Genomic DNA, 18,884 nt, shown 5'->3' on the forward strand with positions numbered 1-18,884 from the left:
CAGCCCTCCCCGGGGTGCGTCGCTTTGGAGGTTTCCCACGACCTGGGTCCGCGCAGTCGTGGGTCGACCCCTGAGCGTTCGGCACCGCCGTCGGCTACCGTTTTTATGCGGCGACGGAGGAGCTCCCCGCGCGCACCCCACTTGCTGCCTGTGTATGGAGGAAACCTGTGACTGCCGCTGAGGACACCACCAGGACGGCCCGTGTCGTCCTCGTGACCGGCGCGAACCGAGGCATCGGCCGCGCCATCGCCGAGCGTTTTGTCGCTGCGGGGGACCGCGTCGCCACCATCTACCGCAGCGGCGAGCTGCCCGAGGGTGTCTTCGGCGCGGTCGCCGACATCACCGACACTGCGGCCGTCGACGCTGCCTTCACGGCCATCGAGGCCGAGCTCGGACCCGTCGAGGTGCTCGTCGCCAACGCGGGGATCACCAAGGACCAGCTCCTCATGCGGATGACCGACGAGGAGTTCGAGAGCGTCGTCGACGTCAACCTCACGGGCACGTTCCGTTGCGTGCGCCGGGCGTCGAAGGGCATGATCCGGCTGCGCCGCGGCCGCATCATCCTCGTGTCGTCCGTGGTCGGACTGTACGGCGGCGCGGGTCAGGTCAACTACGCCGCCTCCAAGGCCGCCCTCATCGGGATGGCACGCTCCGTCGCCCGGGAGCTCGGCGCCCGCAACATCACGGCGAACGTCGTCGCACCCGGGTTCATCGACACGGACATGACGGCCCAGCTCCCGCAGGAGCGGCAGGACGCGTACAAGGCGATGATCCCGGCTGGTCGCTTCGCGCTGCCCGCCGAGGTGGCGGGCGCTGTGGAGTTCCTCGCGTCCCCCGACGCCGGGTACATCAACGGCGCGGTCATCCCGGTCGACGGCGGCCTCGGCATGGGTCACTGACCGCACCACCTTCGCACGGGCGTGGCCCGCGTCCCGGGAGGGGCGTCAGCGCTGCACGCCCGCCCACGTATATTCGGACGATGCGCACGGCTTGTTCCTCGCGCAGCGAGCTGACACGTGCACCACGTCTTTACCCTTACCGGAAGGAATCTGATGGGCCTGCTTGAAGGCAAGAAGTTGCTCGTGACGGGGGTCCTCACCGACCACTCGATCGCATTCCACGTCGCCCGCCTCGCACAGCAGGAGGGGGCCGAGGTCGTGCTCACGTCGTTCGGGCGTCAGTTCCGCCTCACGCAGGCCATCGCTAAGCGGCTGCCGGAGGCCGCGCCGGTCGTCGAGCTCGACGTGACCTCCGCCGAGCACCTCGCAGCGCTCGAGGGCGTCGTCCGCGAGCACGTGGACCACCTCGACGGTGTCGTGCACTCCATCGGGTTCGCCCCGCAGTCCGTCATGGGCGGCAACTTCCTCTCGGGCGAGTGGCCTGACGTCGCGACGGCGCTCGAGGTGTCGGCCTACTCGCTCAAGTCGCTCGCCGTGGCCACGAGGCCGCTGCTGAGCTCCGGCGGCTCCATCGTCGGCCTCACCTTCGACGCGCGGTACGCCTGGCCCGTCTACGACTGGATGGGCGTCGCCAAGGCGGCGTTCGAGTCCACGTCGCGGTATCTCGCCCGCGACCTGGGCCCCGAGGGCATCCGCGTGAACCTCGTCTCCGCCGGTCCGTTGCGCACGACCGCCGCGAAGTCGATCCCGGGCTTCGAGAAGATGGAGGGCGGCTGGCCCGAGCGCGCCCCGCTCGGCTGGGACCAGACGAACCCCGAACCCACGGCACGCGCCGTGGCTGCTCTGCTCTCCGACTGGTTCCCTGCGACCACGGGGGAGATCGTCCACGTGGACGGCGGAGTCCACGCGATGGGCCTGTGAGCTCGCCCGACCCCATGCGCCGGCTGGTCCTGCTCCGTCACGCGACGGCAGAACCGGCCGGCGCCGGTCATGACGCCCAGCGTCCGCTCGCGCTCGCGGGACGTCGGCAGGCGACCCGCGTCGGTCAGGGTCTGCTCCGTCGGGAGCTCCTCCCGGACGGGGTGCTGTGCTCCGACGCCGTGCGCACCCGTCAGACGTGGGACCTCGTGCGTGGCGGACTCGGCGGCGCCGAGCAGCACGTGACGATCGCGCCCGAGCTGTACGAGGCCGACGTCGCGCGTGTCCTGGCGCACGTCCGCGAGGTGCCGGACGACGTCCGGACACTGCTTGTCGTCGGGCACGAGCCGGTCATGTCGGCCGTGGGGGAGTATCTCGCGGGGCCGGGGTCCGACGGAGCGGCCCTCGCCCAGGCGCAGGTCGGGCTGCCGACGGCTGCCTACCTCGTCGTCGAGGTCAGCGGTGGTTGGAGCGGGATCGCTCGGAGTGCTGGCCTGCTCGCGGCGTTGGTGCACGCGGACGTCTGACCGCACGACCTCGGCACGGGTCAGGCAGTTCGCCGGGAGACCTCGTCGATGACGTCCAGCGCGGCGTCGAGGCGAGGTCCGTCGATCGCGTACGGAGCCTGCTCACGCACGAGCGGCTTCGCGGCGAACGCGATGCCGATGCCCGCCGCGGCGATCATGTCGAGGTCGTTCGCACCGTCACCGATAGCCACCGTGTGCTCCACGGGGATGCCGGCGTCGGCAGCGAACTCCCGCAGGCTCTGGGCCTTGTAGGCGCGGTCGACGACCTGCCCGGTGGTGCGCCCGGTGAGCATGCCGTCGACGACCTCGAGCCGGTTGGCGCGGAACAGGGTGATCCCCAGGGTCGCCGCGAGCGGAGCGACGACCTCGGTGAAGCCGCCGGAGACGAGGGCGACGATCCACCCGCGCCGCTGGCACTCCGCGACGAGCTCGCGCGCCCCGGGCGTGAAGCTCGTCCGGGAGAGCACGTCGGCGAGGACGCGCTCCGGGACGCCCGCGAGCGTCGCGACGCGCTCGCGCAGGGACGCGGCAAAGTCGAGCTCGCCGCGCATCGCACGCTCGGTCACAGCGGCGACCGCGTCCCGGGTGCCGGCGTGCTCCGCGATGAGCTCGATGACCTCCTGCGAGATGAGGGTCGAGTCGACGTCCATGACCACGAGCCGGCGCGGTCCCACGGCGTCGGACTCGTGCGTCGGGGTGGGCGCCGGGATGGACGGGGGTGTGCTCGACGTCTTCACCGGCCCAGAGTAGGACGTGGCCCGTGGGCTCCCTGCCGGGTGCCCACGGGCCGGACGTGCCCCGACGACCCGCGGCGGGTCGTCGGGTCCTGCTGTTCGACGCTGTGTCCTGCTACTCGACGATGGTGCCCTTGGGGACGACGGTGATGCCCGAGGGCGTCACCGTGAAGCCGCGTGCGCGGTCCTCCTCGGCGTTGAGCCCCACGCGCGCACGTTCCTTGATGACGACGTTCTTGTCGATGATGGCGCGGTGCACCTGGGCGTGCCGGTGCACGGCGACGTTGTCGAGCAGCACGCTGTCGGACACCGCGGCCCAGGAGTGGAGGTGGACGTCGGGGGAGAGGACCGACCCGACGACGGTCGCCCCGGAGATGAGCACACCGGGGGACACGATCGAGTCGGCGGCGTGACCGAGCCGACCGGCGCCGGCGTGCACGAACTTTGCGGGCGGGAGGCCGACGTAGCCGGTGTGCAGGGGCCACTGCGAGTTGTAGAGGTTGAACACCGGCGTCACTGCGATGAGGTCCTTGTTGGCCTCGTAGTAGGAGTCCACGGTCCCGACGTCGCGCCAGTAGTCGCGGTCCCGGTCGGTGGAGCCGGGGACGTCGTTGTGGATGAAGTCGTAGACGCCTGCCGTCCCCCGGTCGACGAAGTACGGGACGATGTCCCCGCCCATGTCGTGCTTCGAGGAGAGGTTCTCCGCGTCCTTGGTGACGGCCTCGACGAGCGCGTCCGCGTTGACGACGTAGTTGCCCATCGAGGCGAGGATCTCGCCGGGGGAGTCGGGCAGGCCGGTCGGGTTGGCCGGCTTCTCGAGGAAGGCCCGGATCTTCGTCTGGTCCTGCGGGTCGGTGTCGATGACACCGAACTCCGTCGCGAGGGCGATCGGCTGACGGATCCCTGCGACGGTCATCTCCGCGCCGGACGCGATGTGCGCGTCGACCATCTGGGAGAAGTCCATGCGGTAGACGTGGTCCGCGCCGACGACGACGACGATGTCGGGCCGCTCGTCCTCGATGATGTTCAGGCACTGGAAGATCGCGTCGGCGCTGCCGAGGTACCAGTGCTTGCCGACCCGTTGCTGGGCCGGGACCGGGGCGACGTAGTTACCGAGGAGAGCCGACATCCGCCACGTCTTGGAGATGTGGCGGTCGAGGCTGTGCGACTTGTACTGGGTGAGCACGACGATGTGCAGGTAGTGCGAGTTGACCAGGTTGGACAGGGCGAAGTCGACCAGTCGATAGATTCCGCCGAACGGCACGGCGGGCTTCGCCCGGTGCGCTGTGAGCGGCTTGAGCCGGTTTCCTTCGCCGCCTGCCAGGACGATCGCGAGAACTTTGGGGGCTGCCATGCCCCGACCTTATGGGTGCGGACGCCGCGGTGCATCAGAAGCGCTACCGTGTCGCACGTGAGAGTAGATCTGCTGACCCGTGAGTACCCGCCCCACGTCTACGGAGGCGCGGGCGTGCACGTCGCCGAGCTCTCCGCCGTGCTGCGCAGCCGCCTCGACGTGCGCGTCCGGTGCTTCGACGGACCGCGCACCGATCCGTCGACGCCCGCGGGCGTGACGGGGTACGCACCGCTCGCGGAGCTGACGGGGGCGAACCCGGCACTGGCGACGTTCGGGGTGGACCTGGCGATGGCGGGGGACGTCGCGGGCGCCGACCTCGTGCACTCGCACACCTGGTACGCGAACCTCGCGGGGCACCTCGCGGGTCTGCTCCACGGCATCCCGCACGTGCTGTCCGCGCACTCGCTCGAGCCGTTGCGCCCGTGGAAGGCGGAGCAGCTCGGTGGCGGCTACGCGCTGTCGAGCTGGGCGGAGCGCACGGCCTACGAGGGCGCCGCCGGGGTGATCGCGGTGAGCGCCGGGATGCGCGAGGACATCCTGCGGGCGTACCCGACGGTCGACCCGGCGAAGGTGCACGTCGTGCACAACGGGATCGACCTCACCGGGTGGCGCCGACCTGAGGGTGCGGAGGCGGAGCGCGCAGAGCGTGTGGTGCGCGCGCTGGGCATCGACCCGGAGCGTCCGGCGGTCGTGTTCGTCGGCCGTATCACCCGCCAGAAGGGTCTGCCCTACCTGCTGCGCGCGGCGGAGCGCCTGCCCGCCGACGTGCAGCTCATCCTCTGTGCCGGCGCCCCCGACACGCCCGAGATCGCCGCCGAGGTCTCCGGAGCCGTGGCGGAGCTGTCCACCCGACGCACCGGCGTCGTGTGGATCGAGGAGATGCTGCCGCGCCCGGACCTGTGCGCGGTGCTCGCTGCCTCGACCGTGTTCGTGTGCCCGTCCGTCTACGAGCCGCTCGGCATCGTCAACCTCGAGGCGATGGCCGTCGGGCTCCCCGTGGTGGGCAGCGCGACCGGAGGCATCCCCGAGGTCATCGACGACGGGGTCACCGGCCTCCTCGTGCCGCTCGAGCAGGTGCAGGACGGCACAGGCACACCGCTCGACCCCGAGCAGTTCGTCTCGGACCTCGCCGAGGCGCTCACCGCGGTCGTCACCGATCCGGTCCGGGCTGCCGGGATGGGGCGCGCGGCCCGGACCCGTGTCGAGGAGCACTTCGCGTGGGACGCCATCGGTGACCGCACGGTCGAGGTGTACGAGGCCGTTCTCGCAGGGGCGTGAGCCCTCTGCTCACCGTCCCTGCGTGACGAGGGTGGCGGCGGCCATCGCGCGGCGCGCCACGCGGTCGATCTCGCGCAGCGCGGTCGCGCGCTGGTCCGCCTGCCACATGTTGATCGCGCCACCGTCGTCGACGGTGGCGAGGTCGACGATCGCCCGCAGCCGCGCTGCGGACTGGAAGACGTGCGTGCGGCGCGGCTCGAGGGTCCTGGGCAGGAGCGCGCGGAGGTCGACGGGGTCCCGGAGCGCGATGATCGCGTCCTGGGCGTCCTCTCGCCACCGCGAGATGTCGAGCTCGGTGAGCGCCGCCGTGGCCTCGCGCAGCCCGCGCTGCAGCGCACGCTCCGCGTCACCGAGCGCGCCGACCGTGCCGATCGCGCGATGCTCCCACGCGGGGATGCGCGTCATCTGCCACGCGACGAGATGACCCGGCTCGAGTGCGCTGCCGAAGGTCTCGATCTCCGGGACGAGAGCCCAGTGCTCGAGCTCCTGCTGTTCGTGCGGGTCGTCTGACCGGAGTGTGACGAGGACGCACTCCTCAGCCTCGATCGCCGCTGAGCTCACCGCGGCAGGCGCCCCCATGACGTCCCCGGGCCCGGGGAAGAGGGCCATGGCCGCCGCCACCCGCCCGGTCCAGGACCGCAGCAGCGCAGCGAGGGTCGGGTCGTGCAGCCCGGTGGGGAGCTCACCGGCGAGCGTGTGAGGTTCATCATCCTGCACCACGGCCCGCAGGGCCTCGTGCTGGGATGCGTCGCCGGGGCGGACGGCGTGCACCCACAGGGCCAGGGACGCGGCGCGTGGCAGGATCGCGCCCGGTCCGGGTCGCGCGGCAGGAGGTGGAGACGTCACCGCACAAAACTACGCGACGGGCGTGTCCACGGATCAGCGGGGATGCGGATAGGGTCGGGGACCATGACCTGGGTTCTCGACCTGCAGAATGTCTCTGTCCGCCGCGCTGAGAAGAACATCGTCGACGACGTCTCCTGGCAGGTGGCGGAAGGTGAACGGTGGGTCGTCCTCGGCCGCAACGGTGCCGGCAAGACGACGCTTCTCCAGCTCGCGGCTGCACGCATGCACCCCACGACCGGCACCGCGAGGATCCTCGAGTCCCAGCTCGGACGCGTCGACGTCTTCGAGCTCCGGCCGCGGATCGGGCTCGCGAGCGCGGCGCTCGCCGACCGCATCCCCGCCTCCGAGCGCGTCCTCGACGTCGTCCTCACGGCCGCGTACGCCGTGACGGGCCGCTGGCGCGAGGCCTATGAGGACCTCGACCAGACGCGCGCCATGGACCTCCTCGCCGCGTTCGGGGTCGAGCACCTCGCCGACCGCCGGTTCGGGACGCTCAGCGAGGGTGAGCGCAAGCGCGTCCAGATCGCCCGGTCGCTCATGACGGACCCCGAGCTGCTGCTGCTCGACGAGCCCGCCGCCGGCCTCGACCTCGGGGGCCGCGAGGAGCTCGTCGGAGCACTCGCAGAGCTCGCCGCGCACCCCCAGTCGCCCGTCCTCGTCCTCGTCACGCACCACGTCGAGGAGATCCCGCCGGGCTTCACGCACGTCATGCTCATGCGGGACGGCTCGGTCCACAGCGCCGGTCCGGTCGCCGACGTCCTCACGGACGAGAACCTCTCGGCCGCCTTCGGCCTCGCGCTCGAGGTGACGCACGCCGACGGCCGCTGGTCGGCACGCGCTGCCTCTGTCGGGTCCGAGCCGGGTCGAACGCGCGGTCAGGCGCACTGACACCCCCGCTCGTCCTGTCAGGAAGCCGCCCTGTCCGGTAAAGTTCGGGTAAAGACGCAACGGAGCTGTCGAGAGGGGTCGTCATGGACTGGTACTGGTGGGTCGCCATCGCGCTCGTGCTCGTCGTCGTCGAGATGATCTCGCTCGACCTCATCCTCATCATGTTCGCGGGCGGCGCCGTTGCCGCGGCCGTGACGAGCCTGCTCGGCGGAGGGCTCGTCGTCCAGATCATCGTGTTCGGCGTGACGTCGACCGTGCTCCTCCTCGCGCTGCGTCCGTACCTCCTCGACCACCTGCGCAAGCGGGTGCCGCTCACCGAGACGAACGTCGCGGCGCTCACGGGCAAACCGGCCGTCGTCGTCGCGGCGGTCACGGACGACGCGGGCCGCGTCAAGCTCGAGGGCGAGGTGTGGAGCGCGCGTGCCGCGACGCCCGCCGTGTACGCGGTCGGCACGGACGTGCGCGTCGTGCGGATCGACGGGGCCACGGCCGTCGTCGAGGCCGAGCCCGCTGCTCCTGGTGGCACGGACCTGCGTTTCCCGCCCCGCGGCGTCTCCTGACGAGAGCCCGCCACAGACCACTCGATGTGCTCCCTGCAGGGAGCGCCCACTGGAAGGACGCGACCACATGGACGCAGACGGCGCACAGATCTTCGGCATCATCCTCGCGGCGCTCATCGCGCTCGTCTTCATCATCGCCCTCGTGCGCGCGGTACGCGTCGTGCCGCAGACCGTCTCGCTCATCGTCGAGCGCCTCGGTCGGTACTCGCGGACCATGGACGCAGGCCTGCACTTCCTCATCCCGTTCATCGACCGCGTCCGCGCCGGCGTCGACCTCCGCGAGCAGGTCGTGTCCTTCCCACCGCAGCCCGTCATCACCTCCGACAACCTCGTCGTGAGCATCGACACGGTCCTGTACTTCCAGGTGACCGACCCCAAGGCCGCGGTCTACGAGATCTCGAACTACATCACCGCGATCGAGCAGCTCACCGTCACCACGCTCCGTAACGTCATCGGCTCCATGGACCTCGAGCAGACGCTCACGAGCCGTGACCAGATCAACGGCCAGCTGCGCGGCGTCCTCGACGAGGCCACCGGCCGCTGGGGCATCCGCGTCAACCGGGTGGAGCTCAAGTCCATCGACCCGCCCCAGAGCATCCAGGGCTCGATGGAGCAGCAGATGCGCGCCGAGCGTGACCGTCGTGCAGCGATCCTCACCGCCGAGGGCTTCAAGCAGTCGCAGATCCTCACCGCCGAGGGTGAGAAGCAGGCCGCGATCCTGCGGGCCGAAGGTTCCGCGCAGGCTGCCATCCTCACCGCCGAGGGTGAGGCACGGGCGATCCTCCAGGTCTTCGACGCCATCCACGAGGGTGACGCCGACCCCAAGCTCCTCGCGTACCAGTACCTCCAGATGCTGCCGCAGATCGCGAACGGCACGTCCTCGAAGATGTGGATCGTCCCCACCGAGTTCACCGCAGCGCTGGGGTCGATCACGAAGGGCTTCGGTGGCGACACCGAGACGGCGCCCTCCGGTGGAGCTGGCGGTCCGTCGACCGGGGAGACGCGCCGCGAGCGGTCCGCCGCGTCGTTCAAGCCGTCCCTCGAGGACCCGACGCAGGCGCTGGCTGAGGCCCGTCGTCTCGCAGAGGCCGCGACGGCGGACGCGACGAGCGCCGGCATCGTGCCGCGCAGCGAGGGTGCGCACCGTCCGCCGCAGGCCCCGGCCGTCCCGCCGGTGGAGCCGCAGCCCGGGAGCGGCACCGCTCCCGAGGCGCAGTAGGCACCCTCGGCCACCGATGCTCCTGACCCTTCTGCGCACACACCTGCGGCCCTACTCGGGACCGCTGGTGCTCGTGCTCGTCCTGCAGCTCGTGCAGACGATGGCCTCGCTGTTCCTGCCGAGCCTCAACGCGGACATCATCGACCGGGGCGTCACCCAGGGCGACACGTCGTACATCCTGCGGGTGGGTGTGCTCATGCTCGGGGTGAGCCTCGGTCAGATCGCGTGCGCGATCGTCGCGGTGTACTTCGGGTCGCGGGTGGCGATGGGGTTCGGCCGGGACGTCCGTGCCGCCCTGTTCACCCACGTGCAGACGTTCTCCGGTCGGGAGGTCGCCCACTTCGGTGCGCCGTCGCTCATCACCCGCACGACGAACGACGTCCAGCAGGTCCAGATGGTCGTCATGCTCGGTCTGACGATCATGGTCATGGCGCCGATCATGCTCGTCGGCGGGGTCGTCATGGCGCTGCGGGAGGACGTGGGGCTCTCCTGGCTGCTGCTCGTCATCGTTCCCGTCCTCGGCGTGACCATCGCGGTCATCGTCGCCCGGATGATCCCGTCCTTCCGGCAGATGCAGAAGCGCATCGACCGCATCAACGCCGTGCTCCGCGAGCAGATCTTCGGTATCCGGGTCATCCGCGCGTTCGTGCGCGAGCGGCACGAGGAGGAGCGGTTCGGCGTCGCCAACACGGACCTCTTCGACGTCTCGCTGCGGGTCGGCAAGCTCATGGCGCTCATGTTCCCGCTGGTCATGCTCATCATGAACCTCGGCAGCGTGCTCGTGCTGTGGTTCGGTGCGTCGCGCGTGAACTCGGGCGAGATGCAGGTCGGGTCCCTCACGGCCTTCCTCAGCTACATCATGTTCATCCTCATGGCCGTGATGATGTCGACGATGATCTTCATGATGGTGCCGCGCGCCGCGGTCTCCGCGGAGCGCATCATCGAGGTCGTCGAGACGCCGTCGAGCGTCGTGGAGAGCGCCGCCCCGGTCCGCATGCCCGCCGTGCGCGGCGTCGTGGAGTTCCGGGACGTGGAGTTCGCCTACCCGGGCGCCGAGGACCCCGTGCTGTCCGACGTGGCCTTCACGGCGGAGCCGGGGCGGACCACCGCGATCATCGGGTCCACCGGCGCGGGCAAGACGACCCTCGTCAACCTCGTGCCCCGCCTGTTCGACGTGACGGGAGGAGCTGTCCTGCTCGATGGCGTCGACGTGCGGGACATCGCGGGGCAGGACCTGTGGGCGCAGATCGGGATGGTGCCGCAGCGGCCGTACCTGTTCTCCGGGACGATCGCGTCGAACCTCGCCTACGGGCTGCCTGACGCGACGCCCGAGCAGATGTGGGACGCGCTCGAGGTCGCGCAGGCGCGCGACTTCGTCGCGGCGCTGCCCGAGGGGCTCGAGGCGGAGGTCTCGCAGGGAGGCACGAACTTCTCCGGCGGGCAGCGTCAGCGCCTCGCCATCGCGCGCGCACTCATCCGGTCGCCGCGCGTCTACCTCTTCGACGACTCGTTCTCCGCGCTGGACTACGCGACCGACGCCGCGCTGCGGCGTGCGCTGGCACCTCGGACCAAGGACGCCACGGTCATCCTCGTGGCGCAGCGGGTGGCGAGCATCCGGGACGCGCACACGATCGTCGTGCTCGACAACGGTCGCGTCGTGGGCCGTGGCACGCACGAGGAGCTCCTCGCCACGTGCCAGACGTACCAGGAGATCGTCCTCTCCCAGCTCTCGGCAGAGGAGGCAGCGTGAGCGACGACGAGAACGTCACCGAGAAGCCTGCGGCACCTGTGCCCCGCCCTCCCCGGGGCCACGGTCCGGGTGCCGGGATGGGGATGCCCGCCGAGAAGCCCATGGACTTCACCGGGTCGCTCAAGCGGTTCGCCGGGTACCTCGGCGTGGAGCGTCTGCGCGTGGCGCTCGTCGTCGTGCTGGCCGTCGCCTCCGTGGCGCTGTCGGTGTCCGGGCCGAAGATGCTCGGCTCGGCGACGAACATCATCTTCGAAGGGTTCCTCAGCTCGCGGCTGCCTGCTGGCACGTCCCTCGACGAGGCCGTGGCAGGGCTGCGGGCGCAGGGCGAGGACCAGCTGGCCGACATGCTCGCGCCGATGGACCTCGTGCCGGGTGCAGGTCTCGACGTCGCCGCGCTGCGCACCGTGCTGCTGTGGGTGGTGGCGATCTACGTCGGCGCCTTCCTCTTCGGGTGGCTGCAGGGCCGCATCACAGCGATCGTCGTCCAGGGAACCGTGCTGCGTCTGCGGGACGAGGTGGAGCGCAAGCTCAACCGGCTCCCGCTCGCGTACTTCGACACCCACAAGCGCGGGGAGGTGCTCTCCCGTGTCACCAACGACATCGACAACGTCGCGCAGACGCTGCAGCAGACCCTCTCCCAGCTCGTGTCCTCGGTCCTGACGATCATCGGTGTCCTCGCGATGATGTTCTGGATCTCGCCGCTCCTCGCGCTCGTCGCGCTCGTGACCATCCCGCTCTCCGTCATCGTCACGGCGGCGATCGCGAAGCGCTCCCAGCCGCAGTTCGTCCGCCAGTGGGCAGCGACCGGGCGCCTCAACGCGCACGTCGAGGAGATGTTCACCGGGCACGCGCTGGTCAAGGTGTTCGGTCACCAGGACGAGGCGATCCGGACGTTCGCGACCGAGAACGACGACCTCTACGAGTCGAGCTTCAAGGCCCAGTTCATCTCCGGGATCATCCAACCCGCCATCGGATTCATCGCGAACCTCAACTACGTCGTCGTGGCCGTGGTCGGTGGGCTGCGGGTGGCGTCCGGGTCGCTGTCCCTCGGGGACGTCCAGGCGTTCATCCAGTACTCGCGCCAGTTCACGCAGCCCATCACGCAGGTGGCGTCGATGATGAACCTCCTGCAGTCGGGCGTCGCGTCCGCCGAGCGTGTGTTCGAGCTGCTGGACGCCGCCGAGCAGTCGCCCGACCCCGCCGACCCCGAGCACGTGCCCGTCGTGCGCGGGCGGGTGACGTTCGAGGACGTCGCGTTCAGCTACTCGCCGGACGCGCCGCTCATCACGTCCCTGTCGCTCGTCGCCGAGCCCGGTCAGACCATCGCGATCGTCGGACCGACCGGGGCGGGCAAGACGACCCTCGTCAACCTCCTCATGCGCTTCTACGAGGTCAACGCCGGGCGCATCTGCCTCGACGGGGTAGACATCTCGCGCATGACGCGCGACGAGCTGCGGTCGAGCATGGGGATGGTGCTCCAGGACCCCTGGCTGTTCAAGGGCACGATCGCGGAGAACGTCACGTACGGCGCGCGCGGCGAGGTCACGGAGGACGACCTGCTGCGGGCGACGGTCGCCACCCACGTCGACCCGTTCGTCCGGACCCTGCCCGACGGCTATGACACCGTGCTCGACGACGACGGGTCGAGCGTGAGCGCGGGGGAGAAGCAGCTGCTCACCATCGCGCGTGCGTTCCTCGCCGACCCCGCCATCCTCATCCTCGACGAGGCGACGAGCTCGGTGGACACCCGCACCGAGGTGCTCGTCCAGCAGGCGATGAACGCCCTGCGCGCCGGGCGCACGAGCTTCGTCATCGCGCACCGGCTGTCGACCATCCGGGACGCGGACGTCATCCTCGTCATGGAGCACGGGGACATCGTCGAGCAGGGGTCCCACGAGGAGCTGCTCCACGCCGGTGGAGCGTACGCGCGGCTCTACGAGAGCCAGTTCGCCGCGGCCGTCGCCGACGGGTAGGCGGCTCCTGACCGGATGGGCCCCCCAGCGCGACCGATCCCCTCGGTGGAGCAGGGTGCTCCGTGGATCCGGGAGAATCGTCAGGTGCTTCCTCTCACCATCACCGACGCCACCGACGAGCGCGTCGCGGACTACACGAACCTCACCGACATCGTGCTGCGCTCGAAGCACGAGCCCGAGAAGGGGCTGTTCATCGCGGAGAGCTCGACGGTCATCCGTCGGGCGCTCGCCGCTGGGCACCGGCCCCGGTCGTTCTTCATGGCGGAGAAGTGGCTCGAGTCGATGGCAGACGTCCTCGCCGAGTGGCCTGACGTGCCGGTGTACGTGGGGACGCCCGCGGTGCTCGAGTCGATCACGGGGTTCCACCTGCACCGCGGGGCGCTCGCGGCCATGCACCGGCCGGCGCTGCAGCCGGTGGCGGAGCTCCTGGCCGGGGCACGGGACGGCGCCGGGGCTCGTCGGGTCGCGGTGTTCGAGGACATCGTCGACCACACGAACCTCGGTGCGGCGTTCCGGTCAGCTGCCGCGTTGGGGGTGGATGCGGTGCTCGTGACGCCGCGGTGCTCGGACCCGTTGTACCGGCGCAGCGTGCGGGTGAGCATGGGGACGGTGTTCCAGGTGCCGTGGACGCGGATCGAGAGCTGGCCCGCGGGGATCACGGAGCTGCAGGCAGAAGGGTTCACCGTCGCCGCGCTCGCGTTGAGCGACGACTCGGTGACGCTCGACGAGTTCGTCGAGCAGCGCAACGAGAAGGTCGCGTTCGTGTTCGGGACCGAGGGTCACGGTCTCGCGCCGGCGACGCTCGGGGCGGTGGACGCCGTGGTGAAGATCCCGATGGCCGGGGGAGTGGACTCCCTCAATGTGGCGGCGTCGGCGGCGGTCGTCTTCTACGCGACCCGGTAGCGTCGCCTCCACCTGGCGTGCGCACGGCACCTCGCCGACTGGGCTCATTCGTCCCTACCATCGGGCATGGAGATCACGCGTGTGCCCCCGCTCCACTTCGACGACGCCCCCGGCGTCGCCATGGCTGCGCTCTGCGACTCGGCGACGGCAGCCCGGACCAGCGTCCACGTGGCGTCGCTCGCGGCGGGCAGCTCGCTGCCGCGTCATGCGGCCGGACCGGACCAGCTCTTCTACGTCGTCGCAGGGGCCGGCAGGGTCGCCGGTGACGACGACGTCGAGCATGCCGTGGGTCCTGGCGACGCCGTGCGGTGGTCGAGCGGCGAGCAGCACACCTCGTGGGCGGACACGGAGATGATTGTCGTCATCGTCCAGTCCCGCACCGCCGCATCGTGACCTCGGACCCGGTGCCGGTGCAGGCCGGGACGTGACAGGCTGTCTACGTGAACACACTGCTGAACGTCATCTGGTTGATCTTCGCCGGTCTCTGGCTGGCCATCGGCTATGTCGTCGCCGGGATGATCTGCTGCATCCTCATCGTGACGATCCCGTTCGGGATCGCGTCCTTCCGCATCGCGGGGTACGCGCTGTGGCCGTTCGGACGCACCGTCGTCGACAAGCCGACAGCCGGCGCGTTCTCGACCATCGGCAACATCATCTGGCTCCTCGTCGCCGGGATCTGGCTGGCCATCAGCCACGTCGTGACGGCCATCCCGCTGTTCCTCTCGATCATCGGCATCCCGCTGGGGATCGCGAACCTCAAGATGATCCCGATCTCGCTCATGCCGCTCGGCAAGGAGATCGTGCCGTCCGCGCGCGTCTGGTAGCTGTCAGGCCTTCTCCTCCGCGTTGCCGCGCTCGGTGAGCGACACCCTGCCGCCGGGGTAGACGACGGCGCACAGCACCGCGCCGACGACGAAGATGCCCGCCGACCACCAGAACGCCGTGTGATACCCGGCGAGCGTCGCCTCGGCCGCCATCTCCGGCGTCGGCTGCGGCGTTCGGGCCTGGGTGAGGAGCTCGGTGAGGCGGTGGGTCCCCGCCGACTGGGACTGGGTGCTCAGCAGCGCCACACCGATCGACCCGCCCACCTGTTGGGCCGTGCTCACGAGCGAGGATCCGACCCCCGCGTCCTCGTCGAGCAGACCGAGGGTGGCTGTCCCGAGGGCGGAGGCAAAGATGAGCCCCGCCCCGATGCCGGCGATGATCAACGGACCCACGACGTCCGGGAAGTACTCGGTCGATTCGTTGAACCTCGTCATGAGGACGAGGGCGGACGCTCCGACGAACATGCCGAGGACGACGAGGTTGCGGGGGCCGAAGCGAGGCAGCAGCACAGTCCCGGTGAAGGACGATGTGGCGGCCAGGAAGACGACCATCGGCAGGAAGGCCAGGCCCGTGTTCATCGCGGTGTAGGACAGCGTGTCCTCGAGGTAGTACGTGAGGAACAGGAACACCCCGAAGATCCCGGACCCTGTGAAGAGGATGGCGAGGAGGGAACCTCCTCGGACACGGTCGGAGATCGTATGCAGCGGGAGCAGGGGCTTCGCGATCTTGCCCTGCACGACGAGGAAGCAGGCGACGAGCACCACGCCGGCGGCGAGCAGCATGATCGTGACGGGGTCCGACCATCCGTCGGTCTCGGCGTACGAGAGGCCGTAGACGATACCGAACAGGCCACCGGCGATGAGGACGGCGCTGAGCGGACCCACGGTCACCTTGCGGTCGGGGAGGGTCTTCGGGAGCAGGACGAGCGCGCCGACGAACGCGATGATCGCGAAGAGGATGTTGACGAGCAGGCACCAGCGCCAGTTGAGGTACTCGGTGAGGAACCCGCCGAGCAGCAGACCGAGCGCACCCCCCGCACCGCTCGTCGCGCCCCAGATACCGAACGCCTTGGGACGGCCCGGGTTGCCCTCGAACGTGACGGTCAGCAGGGACAGGGCCGCGGGCGCCATGAGTGCGCCGAACGCGCCCTCGAGGGCGCGGGCCGCGATGAGGACCTCGTAGGTGGGGGCGGCGCCGCCGAGCGCGGACGCGGCCGCGAAGCCGACGACGCCGATGAGGAAGGTCGTGCGGCGCCCGACCCGGTCTCCGATGCGCCCGCCGATGATGAGCAGCCCGCCGAAGGCCAGGGAGTACGCGGTGATGACCCACTGACGCTCGTCGGTGGGTATCCCGAGGTCCTTCTGGGCCGTCGGCAGGGCGATGTTGACGATGGTCGCGTCGAGCACCACCATGAGCTGGGCCGTGGCGAGGACCGCCAGGATCCACCAGATCTTGAGGTTGTTCTGTGTCGTCCCGCTGCGCTGCTGCGACTGCGTGGCCATGTCTTTCCCCTTTGTCCCTGCGTCCACTCCTCGGCCGGAGCCGTCAGTGGTTCTTTTCAGAGGGTATGTCCGGATCTGCCGGTACGCGCGCGCGCCGTTGCCGACGGGCAGCGCGACGGCCGACAGCGCACCGCATACGAGGGAGGTGCATGCGCATGGCGATCTATGTGAAGCTCGCGAACGAGTACTCGGTGGCGTGGCCGGTGTGGAATACGTCAGGGCTGGCCGAGCGTGAGGAGCTCCCGCTGTCCGACGTGCTCACAGAGAGGTCGGAGCGCTGGGCCGAGGGGTTCAACAACCACGTCGACTGGGACAACCGCCACAGCGCAAGCAGGTTGGCGGTCGAGCCCCCGCCCACGTACACGACGTCCTGGTCCAGCAGCATGCTCGGGTCGGAGTACCCCCACGGCTCGTGGCAGAAGAGGGACAGGACGCAGGTGTCGGCGCGGTCGGCGAAGGCGGCCTCGAACCGTTGGCTGTAGCCGTCGGCATCACCGCTCGCCGTCGGGACGAAGCAGACTGGTCCTGACGTGTCCCGTCGTCACGGTACCGGCCCTTCGGCGTGCAAGGATCTGGCCATGCGCATGCCCGCGTCACGTCCTGTCGTCATCCTCGTCCTGCTCGGTGTCGCCCTCGTCGGGACCGGCATGGTGTGGTTCGCCTCGATCGGTGCCTCGGATTTTGGATGGTTCGCCTACGCGCCGCTGACCGGGGAGACATTCCCCGGGGACACCGTGGTCCTCAGCAGGCAGCACCGTCTGGCGCTCGGTGTCTGCGTGACCGGCGGGCTCCTGCTCAGCGCGGCCGCGGGCTACGCCGTCGGACGACGCCGCGCGTCGTGAACGGCAGAGGGGTGGCGGCGACCACAGCCGCGAAGGCAGCGCGCGACTACATGTGACGTGACCGTCAACGAACCTTGCCGTGTGCCGGTGCCCCCGACACTGGCACCGCCCGCACCTGCTGCTCCTCCGCCCGCGTCATGGTCCGCGGGGAGTCCGGGTTGCCGCCGTCGAGCGGATGGTCGTCCATGCCCCGGGCGGCTGCCCACCACGAGGCGTCGTCGGTGCACCGTGCGTGGTTGGTGTTGGGGATGACCTCGACGGTGCGCCACGCCTCGCCGGTGGATTCCCAGAGGCCCGGGTGCTGGAGCAGCTCGTGGGCCTCGACGTACGGCAGGAGCCGCGACTCGCTCACCGGCTTGAGCTTGTGGCCGCACTCGGTCCACGTGATCGTGCTCTCGAGCAGGAGCACGAGGTTCGCGTCGAGCCACCGGGTGAGGAGGATGGAGCACTGCTCGACGTCCCACGGCCCGTGCACCCGGACATGATCGCCCGGGCCGTGGTCGGTGACGACACCGGGGACGCAGTGCAACCAGCTCTCCTCAAGAACCAAGAGGTGGAGCTGTGACTCGAAGTCCGAGGGCACACGGCCCCCCGTGCGCGGCAACGGTGACGGCATACCTCGATTCTGCGGCGGTCGACACGGGGCGGCAAGCGTGACGACGAGATCGTGATGGAGCCGAGACTCAAGGCTTGACAGGCACCGCCAGGTCGTCGATGACCCGCACTCCCGGGAGGGTTGCGAGCAGGTCCCCGGGCAGCGCGATCTTCGATCGTCGCACCCCGGACCCGATGACGATCCACCCGGCGCACGCGCCGGCGTCCAGCAGCACGGGCCACGCGGAGGGGAGGCCGATGGGGGTGATCCCGCCGTACTCCATGCCCGACTCCGCCACGGCACGATCCACCGGCAGGAACGAGGCCTTGCGCACGTCGAGCAGCCGCTTGACCGCGCCGTTGATGTCCGCGCGCGTCGAGGCGCGGACCGCCACAGCGGCGGTGCGCTCGACGCCGTCGCGCTTGCCTGCCACGAGGACGCAGTTGACGGACATCTCCATGCTGATGTCGTAGGCCGCGGACATCGCCGCCGTGTCGGACACCTCGGGGTCGATGGGTGCGACGACGACCTGCTCGGCCACGCCCGTGTGCTCTGCGGCCCACGCCAGGAGCGCGGCGTGGACCGCGGGCCCGAGCAGCTCGGGGTGCTCGACGGCGCGGACCCAGTGCGGGGTGCCGATCCGCGGCACCCCGCCGTCGTGCAGCGTGGGGGCGTCGGTCACGCGACCTCAGCCCTGCTGGTACGTCGCGGTGAGCGTGGCTCGCGCGATCGTGTGGAAGACCGCCTTGAAGGCGACCATCGTCGGTGTGTCCTCCGGGTCCGCGTCGAGGGTGTCGACGTCGAGGGCGTGGACCGCGAACACGTACCGGTGCGGTCGGTCGCCGCTCGGCGGCGCGGAACCGAGGTAGGAGAACTCTCCGGCGTCGTGCCGGACATGGAACGCGGCGCCCGGGAGCATGAGGTCGCTAGCGCCTTCCCCCTGCTGGAGCTCGGTGACGTCGACCGGGACGTCGACGACCGTCCAGTGCCACCACCCGGCGGGCGTCGGGGCGTCGGGGTCGAACATGTTGACGAGGAACGACTGGGTGGAGTCCGGGAAACCGGACCACGCGAGGTGCGGGGACGTGTTGCCGCCCGCGGCGACGAACTGCTCGGCGAGGGGCTCGCCGTCGACGATGTCGTCGCTCGTGAGGTCGAAGGTCGGGACCTTCGGCAGGAGGGAGTACGGGTCCGGGGGCACTGGCCTGGTGAGATCCATGCCCCCATCATGCGGTGCCATGCCCCCTGCGTGCACGCATGGGGTGATGTCC

20 protein-coding genes and 1 pseudogene are annotated in these 18,884 nt (G+C 70.2%); 13 read left to right on the forward strand and 8 right to left on the reverse strand.

Translation table 11 applies throughout. The annotated features are described in order from the left end of the window. Window positions 1-167: 167 nt before the first annotated feature. The 3 genes from AC2AXK_RS05220 to AC2AXK_RS05230 all read left to right on the forward strand — a co-directional run bounded on the left by AC2AXK_RS05220 (window position 168) and on the right by AC2AXK_RS05230 (window position 2,344). On the forward strand, window positions 168-899 hold the full coding sequence (locus tag AC2AXK_RS05220; protein WP_484344303.1) for a beta-ketoacyl-ACP reductase: 732 nt from the start codon (window positions 168-170) through the stop codon (window positions 897-899). A 153-nt stretch (window positions 900-1,052) separates the two neighbouring features. Beyond that, window positions 1,053-1,820, forward strand: a complete 768-nt coding sequence (gene fabI, locus AC2AXK_RS05225; RefSeq protein WP_484344304.1) for an enoyl-ACP reductase FabI — start codon at window positions 1,053-1,055, stop codon at window positions 1,818-1,820. Then, window positions 1,817-2,344, forward strand: a complete 528-nt coding sequence (locus tag AC2AXK_RS05230) for a SixA phosphatase family protein (RefSeq protein WP_484344305.1) — start codon at window positions 1,817-1,819, stop codon at window positions 2,342-2,344. Before fabI ends, AC2AXK_RS05230 begins: the two co-directional genes overlap by 4 nt. A 20-nt stretch (window positions 2,345-2,364) precedes the next feature. Here AC2AXK_RS05230 and serB read toward each other — a convergent pair whose 3' ends face one another. Continuing rightward, window positions 2,365-3,054, reverse strand: a complete 690-nt coding sequence (serB, locus tag AC2AXK_RS05235) for a phosphoserine phosphatase SerB (protein ID WP_484344896.1) — start codon at window positions 3,052-3,054, stop codon at window positions 2,365-2,367. A 139-nt stretch (window positions 3,055-3,193) separates the two neighbouring features. Then, window positions 3,194-4,432: a glucose-1-phosphate adenylyltransferase gene (locus AC2AXK_RS05240; RefSeq protein WP_484344306.1), complete on the reverse strand. Its 1,239-nt coding sequence runs from the start codon at window positions 4,430-4,432 to the stop codon at window positions 3,194-3,196. Between the two features lie 57 nt (window positions 4,433-4,489). Between AC2AXK_RS05240 and glgA the strand changes: the two genes are divergently transcribed. After that, on the forward strand, window positions 4,490-5,710 hold the full coding sequence (gene glgA, locus AC2AXK_RS05245; protein WP_484344307.1) for a glycogen synthase: 1,221 nt from the start codon (window positions 4,490-4,492) through the stop codon (window positions 5,708-5,710). A gap of 9 nt (window positions 5,711-5,719) precedes the next feature. Here glgA and AC2AXK_RS05250 read toward each other — a convergent pair whose 3' ends face one another. Further along, window positions 5,720-6,556, reverse strand: a complete 837-nt coding sequence (locus tag AC2AXK_RS05250; RefSeq protein WP_484344308.1) for a hypothetical protein — start codon at window positions 6,554-6,556, stop codon at window positions 5,720-5,722. Between the two features lie 63 nt (window positions 6,557-6,619). Between AC2AXK_RS05250 and AC2AXK_RS05255 the strand changes: the two genes are divergently transcribed. The 8 genes from AC2AXK_RS05255 to AC2AXK_RS05290 all read left to right on the forward strand — a co-directional run bounded on the left by AC2AXK_RS05255 (window position 6,620) and on the right by AC2AXK_RS05290 (window position 14,673). Beyond that, window positions 6,620-7,444, forward strand: a complete 825-nt coding sequence (locus tag AC2AXK_RS05255) for an ABC transporter ATP-binding protein (RefSeq protein WP_484344309.1) — start codon at window positions 6,620-6,622, stop codon at window positions 7,442-7,444. 83 nt (window positions 7,445-7,527) lie between these two features. Continuing rightward, a complete protein-coding gene (locus AC2AXK_RS05260) occupies window positions 7,528-8,004 on the forward strand; it encodes an NfeD family protein (protein WP_484344310.1) in 477 nt (158 codons plus the stop codon). 67 nt (window positions 8,005-8,071) lie between these two features. Continuing rightward, a complete protein-coding gene (locus AC2AXK_RS05265) occupies window positions 8,072-9,223 on the forward strand; it encodes an SPFH domain-containing protein (RefSeq protein WP_484344311.1) in 1,152 nt (383 codons plus the stop codon). Between the two features lie 16 nt (window positions 9,224-9,239). Beyond that, window positions 9,240-10,973, forward strand: a complete 1,734-nt coding sequence (locus AC2AXK_RS05270) for an ABC transporter ATP-binding protein (RefSeq protein WP_484344312.1) — start codon at window positions 9,240-9,242, stop codon at window positions 10,971-10,973. A gap of 77 nt (window positions 10,974-11,050) precedes the next feature. Then, window positions 11,051-12,946 (forward strand): ABC transporter ATP-binding protein, encoded by a 1,896-nt coding sequence (locus tag AC2AXK_RS05275; RefSeq protein WP_484344897.1) that lies wholly within the window; start codon window positions 11,051-11,053, stop codon window positions 12,944-12,946. An 84-nt stretch (window positions 12,947-13,030) separates the two neighbouring features. Next, entirely contained in the window at window positions 13,031-13,849 is an 819-nt protein-coding gene (locus AC2AXK_RS05280; protein WP_484344313.1) for a TrmH family RNA methyltransferase, read from the forward strand. Between the two features lie 66 nt (window positions 13,850-13,915). Then, the gene (locus tag AC2AXK_RS05285; protein WP_484344314.1) at window positions 13,916-14,242 is read left to right on the forward strand and encodes a cupin domain-containing protein; all 327 of its coding nucleotides are present in this window, start codon (window positions 13,916-13,918) and stop codon (window positions 14,240-14,242) included. A gap of 47 nt (window positions 14,243-14,289) precedes the next feature. Continuing rightward, window positions 14,290-14,673, forward strand: a complete 384-nt coding sequence (locus tag AC2AXK_RS05290; protein WP_484344315.1) for a YccF domain-containing protein — start codon at window positions 14,290-14,292, stop codon at window positions 14,671-14,673. A 3-nt stretch (window positions 14,674-14,676) separates the two neighbouring features. On the opposite strand, the gene AC2AXK_RS05295 is transcribed toward AC2AXK_RS05290, so the two are convergent. Together AC2AXK_RS05295 and AC2AXK_RS05300 are read right to left on the reverse strand one after the other, a co-directional pair. Further along, window positions 14,677-16,176, reverse strand: coding sequence for an MFS transporter (locus AC2AXK_RS05295; RefSeq protein ID WP_484344316.1), 1,500 nt, complete (start codon window positions 16,174-16,176; stop codon window positions 14,677-14,679). A gap of 163 nt (window positions 16,177-16,339) precedes the next feature. Next, window positions 16,340-16,636, reverse strand: a pseudogene (locus AC2AXK_RS05300) (hypothetical protein); the annotation flags it as partial. A gap of 118 nt (window positions 16,637-16,754) precedes the next feature. Here AC2AXK_RS05300 and AC2AXK_RS05305 point away from each other — a divergent pair. Continuing rightward, window positions 16,755-17,018: a hypothetical protein gene (locus tag AC2AXK_RS05305; protein WP_484344317.1), complete on the forward strand. Its 264-nt coding sequence runs from the start codon at window positions 16,755-16,757 to the stop codon at window positions 17,016-17,018. Window positions 17,019-17,082: 64 nt separating this feature from the next. On the opposite strand, the gene AC2AXK_RS05310 is transcribed toward AC2AXK_RS05305, so the two are convergent. From AC2AXK_RS05310 to AC2AXK_RS05320, 3 genes are all read right to left on the reverse strand, one after another. Next, the gene (locus AC2AXK_RS05310; protein WP_484344318.1) at window positions 17,083-17,634 is read right to left on the reverse strand and encodes a hypothetical protein; all 552 of its coding nucleotides are present in this window, start codon (window positions 17,632-17,634) and stop codon (window positions 17,083-17,085) included. Between the two features lie 67 nt (window positions 17,635-17,701). Then, window positions 17,702-18,295, reverse strand: coding sequence for a YbaK/EbsC family protein (locus tag AC2AXK_RS05315; protein WP_484344319.1), 594 nt, complete (start codon window positions 18,293-18,295; stop codon window positions 17,702-17,704). Window positions 18,296-18,301: 6 nt separating this feature from the next. Further along, window positions 18,302-18,832, reverse strand: a complete 531-nt coding sequence (locus AC2AXK_RS05320) for a YbhB/YbcL family Raf kinase inhibitor-like protein (RefSeq protein ID WP_484344320.1) — start codon at window positions 18,830-18,832, stop codon at window positions 18,302-18,304. Window positions 18,833-18,884: the final 52 nt, after the last annotated feature.

The sequence above is a fragment of the Sanguibacter sp. Z6_81 genome (genome assembly GCF_057180625.1).